Raw genomic sequence first — 17,764 nt, forward strand, 5'->3', positions numbered from 1 at the left:
GTTGCCCTGCACTGCTCTGACGCGGGCCGCAGGCCAGCGCGCCGCGGCTTCCTGTCGCGGCTTGGAATCAACTTGTGGCGGTTTTTCCCGTCATCCCTGCGAAAGCAGGGATGACGGGCTGTGTGGTCAGGCCGCTTTCCGGCGACCCTGCATGCGGACCAATCCTGCGATATCAACGATCAGCGCGACCGAGCCGTCGGCAAGAATGGTCGCGCCGGAGACACCCTGCACGCGCCGATAGTTGGCTTCCAGCGACTTCACCACCGCCTGTTGCTGGCCGATCAGGCCGTCGACGAACAAGCCCACGCGTGTGCCCTCGCCTTCGACCACCACCATCAGGCCTTGGTCGATGGCGTGAACCGCGCCTTCGCAAGCGAAGGCGTCGTGCAGGCGGATCACCGGCAGGTATTCGCCACGGAAGCGGAACAGCTCGCCGCCGCCCACCACGCTGCGCACTGCTTCGGCCTTCAATTGCACCGACTCTACGATGGACACCAGCGGCACGATGTAACGCTCTTCACCCACGGCCGCCGTAAGGCCGTCGATGATCGCCAGCGTCAACGGCAAAGTGATGGTGAACACGCTGCCATTGCCCTGCGTGCTGCGAATCGCCACCGTGCCGCCAAGATCCGATACGTTGCGGCGGACCACGTCCATGCCCACGCCACGCCCGGAAAGATCGGTGGTGACGGCGGCGGTGGAGAAACCCGGCTGGAAGATCAGCTCGGCCACGGCGTCGTCGCTCATGCCCTCGCTGCTGCTGATGATGCCGCGCTGGATCGCCTTGGCCACGATGGCGTCGCGATTGAGGCCGGCGCCGTCGTCGGACACTTCCACCACGATATTGCCGCCGCGATGCGAGGCCTTCAGCGTGAGCGTGCCGGTATCGCCCTTGCCTGCCGCGCGGCGCTTGTCCGGCGTTTCCAGGCCGTGGTCGATGGCATTGCGCACTAGGTGCACCATCGGGTCGCCGATCTTTTCCAGCACCGTCTTGTCCAGCTCGGTCTGTTCACCGACCAGCTCCAGCTTCACCTGCTTGCCGAGCTTCTGGCTGATATCGCGCACCATGCGCGGAAAGCGGTTGAACACGGAGGCGATCGGCAGCATGCGGATGCCCATCACGCTCTCCTGCAGCTCGCGCGTGTGGCGCGCCAGCTGGGCCAGGCCTTGTTCGAGCACGGCCAGGCGCGAGGCGTCGATGTCGCCTTCGCGGAAGGTGTCGAGCATGGACTGGGTGATCACCAGCTCGCCCACCAGGTTGATCAGTCCATCGATCTTGTCGATCGATACGCGCACCGAGCTGGATTCGGCGCTGGTTTCACGTTGCGCACGTGCTGCGCCGGCATCGGCTACGGGCGCCGCCGGTGCGGCAGCGGGTGCCGCCGCTGCGGCGACGACCTCGGCCACCACGTGCCTGGCCTCGATGCTGAGATCGCATTCGTCTTCGACCCAATCGAACACGCCCTTGATATCGGCGCGCTTGGCCGGGCCGGTGAGCTCGATGGTCCAGCCGATATGGCACTCGGTCGGTTCCAGCGTAGTGAGGGCCGGCAGTTTGTCGAACTCAGGCGTCACCTGCAGCCTGCCGAGGCCGGCCAGCTCGCGGATCAGGCGCAGCGGCTCGTTGCCGCTGGCGAGCATGCCTGCGTGCGGGCGGAAGCGAATCGTCCAGGCATCGGCCTGATCCGCATCGCGGCGCGCCTGCACCGCCGTAGCCGGCACGCCGCGTCCCATCGCAGCGGCCAGTTCATTGCGCAGCCCTTCGGCCACGGCATCGTTGAGCGGCTCGCCGGCCTGGGCGCGGGCAAACATGCCGCGCAGGCAATCCACTGTCCGCAACAGCAGTTCGATGATGGAACCATCGATGGCGCGCTTGCCGCTGCGCACTTCATCGAGCAGCGACTCGGCCTCGTGGGTGAACGAGGACATCTCCGGAAAACCGAAGGTGGCTGCGCCGCCCTTGATCGAATGCGCAGCGCGGAAGATGGTGTGCACCAGCTCGCCATCACCGCCCTCGTCCAGCGCAAGCAGCGACGACTCCATCGTGTCGAGTCCTTCCAGACTCTCTTCGATGAACACCTGTTGGAATTGCGCCAGACCGGCCTTGCTCATGGGGATCTCTACTCTTTCGGGAACGTCGCGGAGCCTCTCTTGACCGTCATCCCTGCGAAGGCAGGGATCCAGCGTCTTTCGTGCACCAACAAAGGCACTGGATTCCCGCTTTCGCGGGAATGACGGTGAGGGGCCTTAACCAAGCACGCGCTTGACGGTCGCCAGCAACTGCTCGGGATCGAACGGCTTCACCAGCCAACCGGTCGCGCCGGCGGCCTTGCCTTCCATCTTTTTGTCCGTGTGCGACTCGGTGGTCAGCATCAGGATCGGCACGCCCTTGTAAGCCGGCATCGTGCGCAGCTCGCGCACCATGCTCAGGCCGTCCATCACCGGCATGTTCACGTCCGCCAGCACCAGGTCGAAGCTGCTGCCCTTGGCCGCATCAAGCGCGAGCTGGCCGTTCTCCGCCTCGCTCACATCATGGCCGGCATTGCGCAGGGTGAAGGCCACCATGCCGCGCATCGAAGCCGAATCGTCAACTGCAAGAATCTTCGCCATCTTCCACCTCAGTTTCAGGCCGGCATCGGTGCCGGCAGTTCCAAAGCCTGTGCGAGGCCGAGCATGCCGGCCGCGTCACGCATCACTTCGCTCACACCCAGCCACGTGGGCGACTGGCCGCGCGCTGTCGCCTCGCGTCGAAATGCCACCAGCAACTGCAGCGCCGCGGTATCCACCCGCTCCACGCCCGCGCCGTCCAGCTGCGCGCCAGCGGCGTCGAATGCTTCGATCAGTTCGGCCTTCACGTCCGCCACGCTGCCGAGGCGGAAATCGGCGGGCAGCGCGATCACGCGCGCCTTCGCCTTTGCCTCACCCGTCGTCTTGCCCATGGTGTGATCCTCGCCTGCCCTGTTGGGCGTCTACGGGTGGTTTATCGGCCATGCCGTTGTTCGCTTTAGCGATCTTTGTCCCGGTCGAGCCAATTCCATCAGCGCAAAATGGCCCTCAAGTTTTCTCGAAGGCCGCCGATGCCTAGGGCACGGACGGGCGCGCATGCCGCTTCGTTCGCAAGGAGCTACGATTGATCATCCAACCCACCAGTCTCGCAGCCCTCGCTTGGGCCGGCGCTGCCTCCGGCAGTGCCGCCGAGAGCTGGCGTATCGGCACCGTGCTGTCCGCGCGTCCGCTGGGGATCAACTCGGACGGCATGATGGTGCTGCAGATCGGCGCCGTCGCCGTGGAAACCGAAGCGCCCGCCGGTCAGCAACTGCCCGCCCAATTCCAGGTGCGCGTGCTCACCCTGGGCGCGCAGCCGCAGCTTGAGCTGGTGCTGCCGCAAACCGCCCCGCCCGCGGCGCAGCTCGCCATGCGCGAACGCCTGCCCCAGCAGAATGGCTATGCGCCGTTGCTGGCCACGCTCGACGCGCTCGCCCAGCGCCCGACCTTGCGCCAGCTGCCCGCCTATCTGCGGCCGGCACTCGCCGCGCTGGAACACGTGGTGCGAACGCCCACCGAAATCACCCGCGGCGAAGGGCTGGAAGAAGCGATCAAGCGCAGCGGCCTGTTTCTGGAAGCACAGCTGGCCGAGCCCAATCTGGATATGGCCGGGCTGAGCCAGGAAGACTGGAAGGGGGCGCTGCTGCGCCTGGCCAGCCTGCTCGACGACTACCTGCCAGCGCGACGCGCAAGCAGTTCCTCCAGCGAGACGCCGCCGCCACTGCAACAACGCGGCCTGCAGGCGCAGCCGCGCGCGATGCTGCCGCTGTCCCTGCTCGATGACGATGTCGACGCCTTGCTCAGTCGCCTGCACGGCGAAGTGCATGCTGCCTTGGCACGCGTGGAAGTGGCCCAGCTCGAAGCCACCACCGCGTCCGCCTGGATGATAGAAATTCCGCTGCAGGGCGAGGACGGTCGCGACATCCTGCAAGTTCAGCTGCAGCAGAACGCCGAGGGCGGCGCTGGTTCGTCGTGGACGTTCGGCTTCGCCATCGACCTGCCCGGGCTGGGTCCGCTGCAGGGCGAACTGCAATTGCGCGACTTGCGCCTGTCGGTACGCCTGTGGGCCGAACGCGCCGACACGGTGCATCGACTCGAACAACAGTTCGGTCCGTTGCGCCAAGCCTTGTCGGCGACCGGCCTGATCCTCGACCAGCTCTCCTGCCAGCAGGGGCTGCCGCAATCGACCCATCAACACAGTGCGATTCTGCTGAGGACCATGGCATGAGCAACGCACTGCCGCCCGCGCGTCGTCGCGTCACCTTGCGTCTTTCCGGCGGTCCCAACGATGCGCATGCCACACCGGTGAGCCTTCCTCCGGAATCGCTGGAGACCTTGCTGGCGCGTGCGCGCGCGCTCGGCATTCCGCTGCATCAGGATCCGCAGATGGCTGCGCTTCTCGCCTCGCTGCGCTTGCGCAAGGAAGTGCCTGCCACGCTGTATGCCGCTGCCGCCGCCGTGTTGTCCTGCATCTACGACGCAGCGGACGCGCCACACTAAACGCACGTTTTTGCGAACGATGCGCGAGGCGTGAAAACACGACACGTCCTTCATGTTTGGTCCGCAACAGTGATCCTGCTTACACAGGATCTCCTATGTCCCGTTCCCGCAACGCCAGCGTGTCGCCATTACAGCGCCATGCAGCCCTGATCGAACGACGCAACACCAAGATGGCCCGCTCGGCGCATGCCTATGTGCGCGGCAATACGGCACAGTTCTACGCATGGCTGGACTCGCGCGCGGCGCCGCGCCTGCCGGTGGGGCCGGCGATCTGGATCTGCGGCGACTGCCATATCGGCAACATCGGCCCGGTGGCGGACGACCAGGGCAAGCTGCATATCCAGATACGCGATTTCGACCAGAGCGTGATCGGCAATCCCGCGCATGACCTGGTGCGGCTCGCACTCTCGCTCGCCATGGCAGCGCGCGGCTCCGACCTGCCCGGCATCACCACGGCCAACATGATGGAGGCGATGCTCGACGGCTACGAAGCGGCGTTTCCGGAAACCGACGATCCCGAACCGGGCATGCCCGGCACCATCAAGCTGGTGATGAAGCAAGCGGCCAAACGCAGTTGGAAGTCGCTTGCCAATGAACGCACCAACGGGGCTGGCCTGGAGCTGCCCTTGGGCAAGGAGTTCTGGCCGATCGTGGCGAAAGAGCGCAAAGCCATCCAGGCCATCTTCAAGCAGCCCGAATTGGATGCGCTCGCCAAACAATGGCGGCACCGCGACCCCACCGGCGATGTGAACGTGCTCGATGCCGCGTACTGGCGCAAAGGCTGCAGCTCGCTGGGCAAGCTGCGTTATGCCGCCTTGCTCGACGTGGATGGCGATGCGGTGGAGGGCGACGATCTTTGCCTGATCGACATCAAGGAAGCGGCCGCGTCCATCGCACCCCGCGCCAGACAGGTGCGCATGCCGCGCGATCACGCCGAGCGCGTCGTGCTCGCGGCACAGCACCTGTCGCCGGCGCTGGGCAACCGCATGCGTCCCGCACGTCTGCTGGACAAGCCGGTGTTTGTGCGCGAACTGTTGCCGCAGGATCTGAAGATCGACATTGCCCGCCTGCATCGCAAACAGGCTCGCCGCGTGGCGGCCTTTCTTGCCCACGTGGTGGGACACGCCCATTCACGCCAGATGGATGCCGCCACGCGCAAATCCTGGTGCCAGGAGTTGCAGCGCAATCATTCGCGCACGCTCGATGCGCCGTCATGGTTGTGGCAGGCCGTGACCGGTCTGCTGTCGATGCATGAACGCGATTACCTGGACCACTGCCGCCGTTACGTGGGCGGCCAGGCCTGAATCGTTCGCAGGAAGGTCAGAGTGTCACCGTCGCCGACAACATCGCCGGATTGCCCTGCAGGCGATTGGTGACGTCGAATTCGTGCAGCCAGCGCAATGAAAACTCGACCTGACCGCCCTGCCACTTCTTGAGATAGTTCACCATCGGGCCGACCGCCAGTGCGTGTCCCTTGAAGCCGCCAAGAAGATCGGCCGTCGGTCCCGTGTCGTTTTCCAACTGATAGATCCAGCCGCCGACGGCGCCCACGCCCCATCCCGTGGGAAAGCGTTTTACCAGCAAGGTATCGAGGCGATACACCGAGCCGTTCTGGTAGTTGGTCGCCTTGTCCTTGGTGTAGAAGTCCACCGCCGTGGTGGCGCTCCATTCCAGCGAGCCCTGATCGAACAAGGCGGTGTAGCCAATGGTGGGTGAGAAGGTCCAGGTGTTGAGGCTGGCATTGGCCAGGCGGCCATCCTTGTAGTCGCCGGTGGGCGCGTAGACGTAAAGCGAGAACGAGATGTGCTGCGTCTGGCTGAAATGATGGCTGGCAATCACGGGCGCGAAGAACAAATCGTACGGCCCCAGCACATGGGATGAGCGACTCGCGCTGAAACTGCCCAGCCTTGCGTTGACGTTGGCGTCGACGTACGCAAAAGGCATGGTCATCATCGAGGCAAAATTCCAGGACGAGGGCGCCGTCTTCCAGATGTACAAGCCCGTGATCGTGGCTAGCTGGAACTCCGCCTTGAGGCCGAGCGCCGAGCCGCCACCGGCGATAGGCACCTGTTTGGAAGCGCTGATCGAGCCGTCGTAGTACGCGTAGCCGTATTGCCAGGTCAGGCCGGGCGCCGGGGGAATCAGGCCCGAGTACGACGTTGCCTGCATGCCCGTGATGGAGCGCCCAACGCCCGTTTCCGTGGCATGTAGCGGCAGGGCAAACAACGCAACCAGCATGGCGCCATACAGCGCGACTCGTTTCATGACAGCTCCAGGCGTTGCGCGACGGCATGCGCGTTTCGTGCGGCAACTGAACTGCCGCACTGCCTCAGCCTCTACGGATCGCGGGAGCCGGACAAGCGAAAATCCACCTACTCGATCTAGGTAGAAATACGCAGAACGGCGTCCGGATCGCGTATCAAAAAAACGGCATCATGATCTTGCGATATACGAATGAAGCGCCTTCAGATGGTGGCGCCGCGCAGCTCGCGTTCCGCGCCGCCTTCCGGAAAGCGCGCAATCGCCTGCTGCGCCGCCTGCTCGAGTGACGTGACCACTTCGTTGAGCTCGGCATTGACTGGCGGCTCCACCTCCGTCGCCGCCAACGGCTCGGGAAAGAACACGCCCACCAGGCAGGCCTCTGGAATCCCGCGACGGGTCAGCGCGACAGCCTCATCGAAGCTCTCGCGTTCCTTGGTCGGGTGGGTGCTGACGATGTAGACCATCGACACCGCATTGGGCGTGGCTTCCGGATGCGGCTCCGCATCGAAGGCTGCGAAATCTTCCACCGAGAGATGGCGTGCATCGATACGCAGGTCGCGCAGGATGCGGGTGAGCAGTTCGGTGGCGAAGTCGCTGGCCACCGAACCGAGGCCAAGACAAAGCACCACCGAACGAGGCGCCACGGCGAGCGGCCCCTGCCAGCGGCCAAACGCATCTTCGCGATGCTGGCGCAGGCTTCGGCCGATGCTCACGCTCTCAAGCACCGAGCTGCGACGGCGCCAGCGCGCCCATTTGCTTTCATGGCTGTCCAGCGTTTCCACCACCGTCACGATGGCGCGCTTGACCGCGGTCTGCTGCTCGGTGCTGATCGCGCCGGCCGCCAGGTCGATGCGCGCCAGCTGTAGCGCGGGCAACAGCACCGAGTCGCAATACGCCGCGAAGCTTTTACGTTTCAGGAACTCGCGCGCCTCGCTGAGTATCTCGCTCGCATCGCCCGACAAGGCGCGCTGGTATACGCGTTGCGGCATGGTCAGCGCCGGCGTATCGCCGAGCAGAATATTGAGCAGGTTCAAGGCCTGCACGTGACGGCCCGCCACCACCAGGCAAAGCGTCAGCGGCGTGGACATAAGCAGTCCCACCGGCCCCCACAACCAGCTCCAGAAGATGGCGGCTACCACCACGGCGAGTGGCGACAGACCCGTCGTGTGTCCGTAGAGAAATGGCTCGATCAGCTGGGACACGATGATCTCGACCACCAGGTACAACACCACCGTCATCAACAGCAGCGACCAGCCCGGCGCCACGGCGGCCGCGAACAGGCTCACCACGGCAGCCACCAGCCACACACCGATATAGGGCACGAAGCGCATCACCGCGGTAAGCAGGCCCCACAGCAGTGCGCTGGGCACGCCGATGACGGCCAATCCCAGCCAGATCGCCAAGCCCACCCCGAAGTTGACCGAGAAGGTGGAGACAAAAAAGCGCGAGAGCCGCTCGCCTGCATCGTTGATCGCGGCCGTGGTGGCGCGCAGGTCCGCGCCGCCGGCGAGACGGATGAAGCGGTCGCGCAGGGCTTCGTGTTCCAGCAGCACAAAAATCAAGACCACCAGCACGATGCCCGCGGTTTCCACCGGCACCCACGCCGTGGACAGCACCCGGGTGATCACCGACACCGGCGCACTGGGTAGCTTGGTGGGCGTCGATGCGGGCTTGGGCGCGGCCGGCGCGTTGGTCAGATAAGGCGGCGCTGCCACACTCGCGGACGGTGCCGCACCTTGGCCGGATTCGTCGATCACCTTGCCCAGTTCGCCACTCAGGAGATCCAGGCGCCCCACCGTTTGTTCGCGCAGCGACTGTACCTTGGTGTGAATGGTGGCTTCGTACTGCGGCAGGCTGCGCGCCACGTGCACCACCTGCGTCCCCATCATCGCGGTCGTGCCAGTCACGATGACCACCAGCGCCAAGACCGCAATCATCACCGACGCGCCGTGGCCCAGGCCGATACGGCGATACAGGCGCACCCATGGCGCCATCAGCAGGCTGAGAAAGAGCGCCAGGATGATCGGCACCAACACCTCACGCCCGAAGTACAGCAGCGCCAGCACCGATGCCGCGGCGATGATGACCACCGCGCGCTGGCTCGCCGTCACGGCGGGCAAAGTGGGGTCTTGCGACGACATGGGCATCTCCTCTACACCGCGGCGTGTCCGGGACGACGACGTCGCCCCGGATAGCGCAAGGATAGCCTTGCCCGATGTCGGTTGGGTCAGGCCGCTTCTTGTTCCAGCGGCAAGCGGCACAGGCGGCGCACATCGAGCAAGGCCACGAAGCCGCCCTGCGAGGGCAACACGCCGTGCACGGGATCGTCTTCGCGCGCCATGGCGCCCGGCAGCGGCGGTGCGATGTCGGCAGCGGCGGCGTCCAGCAGGTCGCCAACCGCGTCCACGCGAATGCCGACCAGATGCGGACCGTGCGAGAGCATCACCTGGCGCACCTGGAATGGGTCGATGCGCGTTTCATCGGACAGCCCCAGGCGCCGACGCCCATCGAGCACCGGCACGATGCGGCCACGCAGGTGACGGATGCCCAGCACGTCGGACGCCGAACCCGGCACCGGCGTCAGTTCGCCATCGCGCAGCACTTCGCTCACCTGCGTCAGCGGCGCGGCATACAGCTGCCCGCCAATGCGGAAGGACAGCCAGTGCTGGGCGTTCTGTACATGTTTCATGGCGATGGCTCCCCGGTGGTGGGAATGGTGTCCGGTACTAACGACTTGCAAATCACGGGCCATGCTCCGGCGCGGCCACGTGGGCCGATCCCACGGTGATCGCGCCCGCCGCGACGTTGGGCAAACTGGCGCGTGGCGTCACTTCCGGACCGGAGTCGACGTCCTCCGGCGCGCTGCGCTGGGGCTTGGCGAGGATCACCTGGTTCACCGGCACTTCGTCGATCAACCGGGGCGCCACCACTTCCACGGTGGGCACGGGCGCGGCCGGCTTGGCGTTGGCGGCTACGACGGCGCCGGCCGTGGGTGCGGCAGAAGCCGCCGGTGCCGGCGCACCCTGCTTGTCGGCGGTGAGCTGGCCTGCGCCTGGCGCGTTATTGTCGAAGCGCTTGGGCTCGCCTTCTTCGCTGAGCACCACGATCAGCACGCGGCGATTGCGGTTCCGGCCGTCTTCCGTCGCGTTATCGGCATTGGGGTGGTATTCGCCCCAGCCCATGATGCCCAGCCGGGTCGGGTCCACGCCCTGCTCCGTGAACAGGCGGGCCACGCTCGCCGCGCGCGCGGCGGACAGTTCCCAGTTGGACGGATACAACGCGGTGTTGATCGGCCTGTCGTCGGTATAGCCCTCGATGCGCACCGTATTGGGGAACGGCTTGAGGATCGAGGCCATGCTGTTGAGCACGTCGTTGGCTTCCGGCGACAGTTTCGCCACGCCACTGGGAAACAGGATGTCGGTGCGCAGCTCCACTTCCAGCCACGACGTGGTCTTGCGCACGATCACCATCTGCTTGTCGATCAAGGGCTGCAGTGCCCGCACCACCTGGTCGCGGATCACCTCCAGATTGCGTTTCTCTTCCATCGGCGAGGCGGCGCGATTGTCCACCGCACGCACCATCTGCGGACGCCCCGGAATCGGCACGCTGACCGGGATGGTCGCGGCGCCCGGCTGGCTCCCCGGAGAGGCAATCGCGGGATCGACATTGTGCGGCTGCGCACGCGTCTGCGGCATCGGTGCGATCACGTGGCTGGAGCCGTTGAAGGCCTCGATGATGGAATTGGACATCACGCGGTACTTGCCCTCGTTCACCACCGAGACCGCGTACATCACCACGAAGAAGGCAAGCAACAGCGTCATCAAGTCGGCGTAGGGAATGGCCCAGGCCTCGTGATTGACGTGGTCTTCATGGTGTTTCTTCTTCCTAGCCACAACGCTGCGCTCCGTTACGCCAGGTAGCCCTGGAGCTTCGCTTCGATCTGGCGAGGGTTGGCACCCTCGGCGATGGAAACGAGGCCTTCGATGAGGATTTCGCGCATCTGCGTCTGCTTGTGGATCAGTGCCTTCAGGCGCGCCGACATCGGCAGCATCCACAAGTTGGCCAGCGCCACGCCGTAGATCGTCGCCACGAACGCAGCGGCAATGCCGTGGCCGAGCTTGCTCGGATCGGCCAGATTCTGCATCACCGCCATCAGGCCCATCACCGCGCCGATGATGCCCATGGTCGGCGAGAAGATGCCCGCCTGCTCGAACACCTTCGCGCCGGCCAGATCATGGTGTTCGCGCGCACCCACTTCGACTTCAAGCACGCCGCGGATGGCCTCGGGCTCGCTGCCGTCCACCAGCAACTGCAGCCCCTTGCGCACGAAGGTGTCGCTTTCTGCGTCGATCTGCGGCTCCAGGCCCAGCAGGCCCTGGCGACGCGAAATTTCGCTCCAGCCGACGATGCGGCTGATCAGGTCCGATGGCTGGTGCTGCGGCGGCTTGTACACCAGTGGGAACATCGACATCGCGTGCTTGAGCACCTTGCCGGAGTTCTGCACCAGCAGGGCCGCGATGGTGCCCATGAACACGATCACGAATGCGGCCGGATTCCACAGCGCTTCCACGCTGGAACCCTTGAGGATGGTGCCGACGATCACGACCACGAAGGCCAGGATCGTCCCGATGAGACTTACCAGATCCATGTCAGGTATTCACTCGGAGGGATGGGAGGAGTTGACCGTCGCTACCGGACAAACCGGCAAGATCCATCACCAGCGCAAGACGGCCATCGCCGGTGACGGTGGCGCCCGCCACGGCGGGCACGCCTTCGAACAGCGGGCCGAGCGGTTTCACCATGACGTCTTCGCGGCCAAGCACTTCATGCACCAGGCAACCCAGGCGCATATGGCCGATATGCAGCACCACCACGTGGCGGCCCGGCGCAGCGTCCACGCCGATCCAGCCACCGAGGTTGGCCAGGGCCAGCGCGCGGCCGCGGTGCGAAGCCACGGCGCGACCGTCCAGTTGCTGTTGCTGTCCCGCCGCCAGTTCGAACACTTCATCCACATTGCTCAGCGGCAATGCCAGCAGACGGGCGCCCACGCGCACCATCAGCACGCGCTGGATCGCCAGCGTCAGCGGCACGGCCAGCTCCAGCGTGCTGCCCTTGCCCAGCTGCGAGCGCACCGACAAGGTGCCGCCCAGTTCCACCACGCGGGTCTTCACCACGTCCATGCCCACGCCGCGACCGGAGATGTCGGAGACGGTGGCGGCCGTGCTGAAGCCGGGGCGGAAAATGATCTCGTAGCATTCGTTTTCGGTGAGCCGCGATGCCTGCGCCTCGTCCATCAGGCCCTTTTCCACCGCCTTGCGGCGCAGGACTTCCGGGTTCATGCCGCGCCCGTCGTCGGACACGGTGATCACGATGCGCTCGCCGCGTTGGCTCGCACCCAGCGTCACCTTGCCCTTGCGCGGCTTGCCGGCGCGTTCGCGTTCGTCCGGCATTTCCAGGCCGTGATCGAGCGCGTTGCGGATCAGGTGCACCATCGGATCGGCGAGTGCTTCGACCAGGCTGCGATCCAGATCGGTGCCCTCGCCTTCCTGGATCAGTTCCACTTCCTTGCCGAGCTGGCGCGAGAGATCGCGCACGATGCGCGGAAAGCGCTGGAACAAGCGGCCCACCGGCTGCATGCGCATGCCGAGTACGGCGTTCTGCAGGGCGTCGGCGACGCGGTCGAGTTCGGTGGCGGCCAGCTCGAGCGTTTCATCGCCAGTCTTGGCCGCGAGACTCAGCAGCCGGTTGCGCACCAGCACCAGTTCACCGGCGCGATGCACCAGGGCATCGAGGCGGGCGGTGTCCACGCGCACGGTGTTTTCCGGCGCAGGCGCGGCCTGCTTGGCCGGTGCAGCCGCGGGAGCCGGTGCAGGAGCAGGTGCAGGAGCTTGTGCCGGCGCATTCGCGCCCGGCAGTCCACCCTTGCCATGAAGATTGTCGAGCAGCGATTCAAACTCGTCGTCCGAAATCGTGCTTGATGTTGACGATGCGACGGGTGCACTCGTCGTCGCGCCAGGCTGGCCGCCCTTGCCATGCAGGTTGTCCAGCAGGGCTTCGAATTCGTCGTCGGAGATACTGCCCGACCCGGCTGCTGCCGCGGGCGCACCCGGTGCGCCGCTGCTGCCATAGAGGCTGTCGAGCAAAGCCTCGAATTCGGAATCGTCGATCGTGCCATCGCTTGGCGGCGGCGCTACCGGGGCGGCCACCGGTTTGGGCGCCGGTGCAGCGCCTTTGCCCGGTGTTAGCCGTTGCAGCAGGCCGGCTGGCGGCATCGCCATCGCCGTGCCGCCGGCCAGCGCAGCCATCATGTCATTGAGCAGATCCAACGCTTCCAGCAAGGCATCCATGCGGCTGGCGTCGAGCAGCAGCTGCCCGTTGCGCGCCACGTTGAGCAGATCCTCGGCGTGATGGCACAGCTGCACCATCGGCTCGATCGCGAGAAAACCCGCGCCACCCTTCACCGTGTGGAACGCGCGAAACACGGCGTTCAACAGCTCGGCGTCGCGCGGCGAGGCCTCCAGCCCGATCAGCTGATCGCCCAGGCGCTGCACCAGTTCCCCGGCTTCCACCAGGAAATCGTCGCGCAGCTCGTTGTCGAACGAGGGATCCATCGATCAGAAACCGAATTCGCTCAACAGACGATCCGCCTCGTCCTGACTGGTGACCTTGACCGGGCCGGCCGCGGCTTCGCCAGACGCCAGCGCGCCGGTGAGGCTCACCAGTTCCAGCAGCGAGTTCTCCACGCTGCCGATGAAGTTCACCACCTTCTTGATGCGCTGACCGGAAAGGTCCTGCCACGACTGGGCGACCACGAAATCGGCCAGGCCATCGCGGCAAGCATGGGCGAACGCCTGCGACTGCTTGGCCAGCACGTGCGCGACTTCGCCTTCGGTGGTGCCGTCGATCACCGCGCCGGCGTTCTCGGCCAGCGCGTCGGCCTGCGGGCGCATGCGCTCGACGAAATCGAGCGAGCGATGGGCCGCCTGCGAGCTCATTTCCAGCACGTCTTCCAGGTGCTTGCGCGCATCGGCGACGCTGCCCGGCACGCCTTCCTGGGCGAGATCGCCGCCGAGGCGGCGCACCGCATCGTGCAGGTCGCGCGCAAGCAGCCCCAAGGCGCGGAACACGCGCTGTTCGCGCTCGCGCACCAGCACATCGAGCGCCTTCTCAAAGGCAACACCATCGGCGCTGTTGAGCAAGGCATGCAGTTCGGGCGGCATCGCTTCGCCGGCCATCAAGGAAACTTGTGCGTTCATGCGGTGGCTCCGCTGGCGGCCAGGCGTTCGAAGATCTTGCTCAGCTTTTCCTGCAGTGTCGCGGCGGTGAACGGCTTGACGATGTAGCCGTTCACGCCGGCCTGGGCGGCGGCAATGATCTGGTCGCGGTTGTTCTCGGCGGTCACCATCAGCACCGGCATGCCCTTCAGCGAGGGCTCGGCGCGGATGGCGCGCAACAGGTCGATGCCCGTCATATTGGGCATGTTCCAGTCGGTCACGACCATGTCGAAGGCATTGTTGCGCAACATGGTCAGCGCGTTCTCGCCATCGTCGGCTTCCTGGATCAGGCCGTTGCTGAAGCCCAGTTCGACCAGCAAGTTGCGAACGATGCGCCGCATGGTGGAGAAGTCGTCCACCACGAGGATCTTCATATTCTTGTCCAAACGCTTTCTCCGCTGCGCGTAGATATGACTTGTGTTGAACAGGGACGAGTTGCGAGGACGCAACGACCGGACGTCGGTTCGACCCTGGTCGGCGCAGCGACCGTTCGGGCTCTCGCCCTAGTTACTCGCCCCTCGCCCCTTTACGTTTTCCTGCCTTCCTTTCCTGCCCCTCATGCCAACCGCTCATGCGCGCTCGCAAGCGCACGATGGCCTGGCCGTGGATCTGGCACACGCGCGACTCCGTCACGCCGAGCACCGCACCAATCTCCTTGAGGTTCAGTTCTTCCTCGTAGTACAGGGACATCACCAGCTGCTCGCGTTCGGGCAGGCCGCCGATGGCTTCCACCAGCGCCTCGCGCATGCCTTCATGCTCGACACTGTCCGCCGGGCTCAGGCTGTCGCCGTCGGCCACGTCGAACGCCGCGCCACCATCCGCGTCGTCCGGTGCGGAAAGGCTGAGCAGGCGTGCACTCGCCGCGTCAGCCAACACCTGGTGATATTCCTCGGCGCCCATGCCCAGTCGCCGCATTACTTCGGCGTCATCGGCATCAGAACCGGTTTCGATTTCAATCTGACGAACAACCTCCGCCATTTCGCGCACTTTTCGATGCACCGACCGTGGGGTCCAGTCGGTACGCCGCAATTCGTCGAGCATCGCGCCACGGATGCGGATACCCGCAAACGTCTCGAAGCTCGCATTCTTGCCGGTGGTGAAATTGCGCGCGGCCTCCAGCAAACCGATCATGCCGGCCTGAATCAGATCGCTCACGTCCACGCTGGGCGGCAATCGACCCATCAGGTGATAGGCGATCCTTCGCACCAAGGGAGCGTGCTGGCGAACCAGTTCGTCGGCACTCTGCCGCGTCAGCTGCAGATATTCGGAAGCCACACTCATGTCACCACCCCGTTGCTACTGCGGCCTGCCTGCTGAAAAAGGCGATGCGATCCAGGCCCAGTCGCTCGGGTTCACCCCATGTATCGACCGCACCCGCCAATTGCTTGAATGCCAATCCCGACCGGCTCGACGGCCACAGATCCACCACCGCGCTCTGGCGACGGATGGCCTGCTTGAGTCGTTCGTCATGCGGAACATGGCCCATGAATTCCAACGCCACATCGAGGAAGCGATCGCAAACTCGTGCGAGTTTCTGATGCAGCTGCCTGGCCTCGCCCAGGTTGCGCACCATGTTCGCCACCATGCGGAAGCGGCGCACGCCAAAATCGCGGCTGAGCACCTTGAGCAAGGCGTACGCATCGGTGAGCGAGGCGGGCTCGTCGCATACCACCACCACCACGTCATCCGCGGCGGCGGCGAACATCGCCACGTTGTCGGACAGTCCGGCGGCGGTATCCACCACGAGGTAGTCCGGCGGTGTCACCAGATCGTCAAACGCGCGGATCACGGCCGCATGTTCGCCCGCACCCAGCTGCGCCAGTCGGCGCGTACCGGAACCGGCCGGCACCACCTTGAGGCCGTGCGGCGCGGTCATCAGCAAGTCCTCGATCGAGCAGACGCCGTCGAGCAGGTGGCCGATGTGGCGCGTGGGCGTGAGGCCGAGAAGTACGTCGATATTGGCCAGGCTCATGTCCGCATCGAGCAGGATCACCTGGTGACCCGCGACGGCGAGCGCCATGCCCAGGTTCACCGACACCGTGGTCTTGCCCACGCCGCCCTTGCCGCCGGCCACCGCGATGGCGCGGCAACGCTTGCGCGGCGCACTGCCGCTCAGTCCATACGCCTGGTCCTGGACCGGCGCCTGTCGGCTATGTCGTTCGGTCAGCGCACGCAGCATGCCTTCCAACCCCATCGCCTGGTTCATTGCAAAGACACCGCTCATGCGCTTGCCACCGCTAGTCCGAAGCGATCCGCCATCACCACGTCATCGGCCGGCGCGGTGCCCTTGAGCACCTGCGCGGCACGGCACACCAGCACCCGGGCATCGGCTGTAGCGATGTCTTCGGGCACGCGCTGTCCATCGGTGACGTAGTCGAGCGCGAGTCGGTGACGGATCAGCACCGACAGCGCGCCGCCGAGGCTGGGTGCCTCGTCGAGTTTGGTAAGAATGCAGGCGTGCGGCTTGACCGGCAGGTAGGCGCGCACCGCCTCGTCGAGCGAGGAGGCATGCGCGTTGGCCGCCATCACCAGGCAGGCGCGCAGATCGCCGCCGTTGCCCAGCACGTCAAGCTGCTCGGCCAGGCGCGGATCGCCGCCAGCCAGGCCCGCGGTATCCACCAGCACGGTGTGGTGGCCACGCAGCAGTTCCAGTACATGGCGCAGGCTGTCGGCGTCATAGGCGGGATACACGCGCACGCCAAGCAGGCGGCCGTAGTGTTCCAGCTGCGCCGCGGCGCCGATGCGATAGTGATCGGTGCTGACCAGCGCGACCTGCGATGCGCCGTTGCGCATCACCGCACGCGCGGCGAGCTTGGCGATGGTGGTGGTCTTGCCCACGCCGGTGGGACCAACCAGCGCAGTCACGCCACGACGCTCCGAATGGTCGCGCGGGCTGATCGACAGGCTGCGGCTGAGTACACCCAGCGGCAGATAGCGCGCCTGCTCGGCGTTGATCTCGACTGGCAGTTCACCGACCAGCTGACGAGCCACATCCGGTTCGATACCCAGCCGCGTCATTTCACGCAGCACGCGGGCGCGCATCGGCTGACGGCGTTCCAGGTCGTTCCAGATCAAGCTCGACAGCTGGGTTTCCAGCAGGTCGCGCAGGCTGCCCAGTTCGGCGCGTACGCGTGCGGTGTCCTGCATGGCGCGTTCGAGCAGGGGATGGATCGAAGCGGTGACCTCACCGGCTACGTTGGTCTGCGCAGATTCCACCGGCGCGGATTTTTCCTCCAGCGCCTTGACCAGCGATGCGGCCTGGGCTGATGGCTTGCGAGCTACCGGCGCTTCGAGCGTGGGCTCCACGCGCTGTGCGGTGGTGGCACGACGCGAGAGCGACACGGTGACGCCGTCGTCCTCGCGACGATTCGCCGTCGGCAGCGGCGGCGGCATCACGTCGGCACGACGTGCCGCGAAGGAAGGCAGGTCGCTGTTCGCTGCGGGCGGTGCGCGGTTCTCCACTTCCAGCGGCGCGCCATGGCGCGCCGCTTCGCGCACCAAAGCTTCGTCGAAATCCACGGCCGCGATGATCTCGATGCCGTCGTCCATCCGGCGCGTGGACAGGATCACCGCATCCGGTCCCTGGTCCTCGCGCACTTCACGCATGGCCTGACGCATATCCGGGGCCACGAAACGCTTGATCTTCATGCCTTGCTGCTCCGCGAAACAGGAACGAGGGACGA

At 65.6% G+C, this 17,764-nt stretch carries 17 protein-coding genes; 3 read left to right on the plus strand and 14 right to left on the minus strand.

Annotated features, from left to right (window positions below):
* Positions 1–126 precede the first annotated feature (126 nt).
* The 3 genes from AC1DMY_RS12900 to AC1DMY_RS12910 all read right to left on the minus strand — a co-directional run bounded on the left by AC1DMY_RS12900 (position 127) and on the right by AC1DMY_RS12910 (position 2,939).
* On the minus strand, positions 127–2,112 hold the full coding sequence (locus AC1DMY_RS12900; RefSeq protein ID WP_477165349.1) for a chemotaxis protein CheA: 1,986 nt from the start codon (positions 2,110–2,112) through the stop codon (positions 127–129).
* A 135-nt stretch (positions 2,113–2,247) separates the two neighbouring features.
* The gene (locus AC1DMY_RS12905) at positions 2,248–2,610 is read right to left on the minus strand and encodes a response regulator (RefSeq protein WP_046973083.1); all 363 of its coding nucleotides are present in this window, start codon (positions 2,608–2,610) and stop codon (positions 2,248–2,250) included.
* A gap of 14 nt (positions 2,611–2,624) precedes the next feature.
* Positions 2,625–2,939 carry an STAS domain-containing protein gene (locus AC1DMY_RS12910; RefSeq protein ID WP_477165350.1) on the minus strand — a complete coding sequence of 105 codons (315 nt, stop codon included), beginning with the start codon at positions 2,937–2,939 and terminating at the stop codon, positions 2,625–2,627.
* Positions 2,940–3,130: 191 nt separating this feature from the next.
* Here AC1DMY_RS12910 and fliK point away from each other — a divergent pair, with 191 nt between their 5' ends.
* The 3 genes from fliK (at position 3,131) to AC1DMY_RS12925 (ending at position 5,849) form a co-directional block, all read left to right on the plus strand.
* Positions 3,131–4,273, plus strand: coding sequence for a flagellar hook-length control protein FliK (fliK, locus tag AC1DMY_RS12915; RefSeq protein WP_477165351.1), 1,143 nt, complete (start codon positions 3,131–3,133; stop codon positions 4,271–4,273).
* Positions 4,270–4,545, plus strand: coding sequence for an EscU/YscU/HrcU family type III secretion system export apparatus switch protein (locus tag AC1DMY_RS12920; RefSeq protein WP_477165352.1), 276 nt, complete (start codon positions 4,270–4,272; stop codon positions 4,543–4,545). Before fliK ends, AC1DMY_RS12920 begins: the two co-directional genes overlap by 4 nt.
* Before the next feature lie 95 nt (positions 4,546–4,640).
* Entirely contained in the window at positions 4,641–5,849 is a 1,209-nt protein-coding gene (locus AC1DMY_RS12925; RefSeq protein ID WP_477165353.1) for a DUF2252 family protein, read from the plus strand.
* A 16-nt stretch (positions 5,850–5,865) separates the two neighbouring features.
* Here the strand turns inward: AC1DMY_RS12925 and AC1DMY_RS12930 are convergent, their stop codons facing one another.
* The 11 genes from AC1DMY_RS12930 to flhF form a co-directional block, all read right to left on the minus strand.
* A complete protein-coding gene (locus AC1DMY_RS12930) occupies positions 5,866–6,810 on the minus strand; it encodes a SphA family protein (RefSeq protein ID WP_477165354.1) in 945 nt (314 codons plus the stop codon).
* 200 nt (positions 6,811–7,010) lie between these two features.
* Positions 7,011–8,948: an AI-2E family transporter gene (locus AC1DMY_RS12935; protein WP_477165355.1), complete on the minus strand. Its 1,938-nt coding sequence runs from the start codon at positions 8,946–8,948 to the stop codon at positions 7,011–7,013.
* A gap of 86 nt (positions 8,949–9,034) precedes the next feature.
* Positions 9,035–9,496 carry a chemotaxis protein CheW gene (locus AC1DMY_RS12940; protein ID WP_477165356.1) on the minus strand — a complete coding sequence of 154 codons (462 nt, stop codon included), beginning with the start codon at positions 9,494–9,496 and terminating at the stop codon, positions 9,035–9,037.
* Positions 9,497–9,548: 52 nt separating this feature from the next.
* The gene (gene motD, locus AC1DMY_RS12945) at positions 9,549–10,700 is read right to left on the minus strand and encodes a flagellar motor protein MotD (RefSeq protein WP_477165357.1); all 1,152 of its coding nucleotides are present in this window, start codon (positions 10,698–10,700) and stop codon (positions 9,549–9,551) included.
* A 14-nt stretch (positions 10,701–10,714) separates the two neighbouring features.
* On the minus strand, positions 10,715–11,455 hold the full coding sequence (locus tag AC1DMY_RS12950; protein WP_046973092.1) for a flagellar motor protein: 741 nt from the start codon (positions 11,453–11,455) through the stop codon (positions 10,715–10,717).
* A gap of 1 nt (position 11,456) precedes the next feature.
* Complete coding sequence (locus tag AC1DMY_RS12955; protein ID WP_477165358.1) at positions 11,457–13,418, minus strand: chemotaxis protein CheA; 1,962 nt, start codon at positions 13,416–13,418, stop codon at positions 11,457–11,459.
* Between the two features lie 3 nt (positions 13,419–13,421).
* A complete protein-coding gene (locus tag AC1DMY_RS12960) occupies positions 13,422–14,063 on the minus strand; it encodes a protein phosphatase CheZ (protein WP_477165359.1) in 642 nt (213 codons plus the stop codon).
* Complete coding sequence (gene cheY, locus AC1DMY_RS12965) at positions 14,060–14,467, minus strand: chemotaxis response regulator CheY (protein WP_121882234.1); 408 nt, start codon at positions 14,465–14,467, stop codon at positions 14,060–14,062. The genes AC1DMY_RS12960 and cheY overlap by 4 nt, the downstream gene beginning before the upstream one ends.
* Before the next feature lie 121 nt (positions 14,468–14,588).
* The gene (locus AC1DMY_RS12970; protein WP_441602966.1) at positions 14,589–15,362 is read right to left on the minus strand and encodes an RNA polymerase sigma factor FliA; all 774 of its coding nucleotides are present in this window, start codon (positions 15,360–15,362) and stop codon (positions 14,589–14,591) included.
* A gap of 1 nt (position 15,363) precedes the next feature.
* Entirely contained in the window at positions 15,364–16,305 is a 942-nt protein-coding gene (locus AC1DMY_RS12975) for a nucleotide-binding protein (RefSeq protein WP_477165360.1), read from the minus strand.
* Entirely contained in the window at positions 16,302–17,729 is a 1,428-nt protein-coding gene (gene flhF, locus AC1DMY_RS12980; RefSeq protein WP_477165361.1) for a flagellar biosynthesis protein FlhF, read from the minus strand. Before flhF ends, AC1DMY_RS12975 begins: the two co-directional genes overlap by 4 nt.
* Positions 17,730–17,764 lie beyond the last annotated feature (35 nt).

The organism is Dyella sp. 01L423 (genome assembly GCF_056399945.1).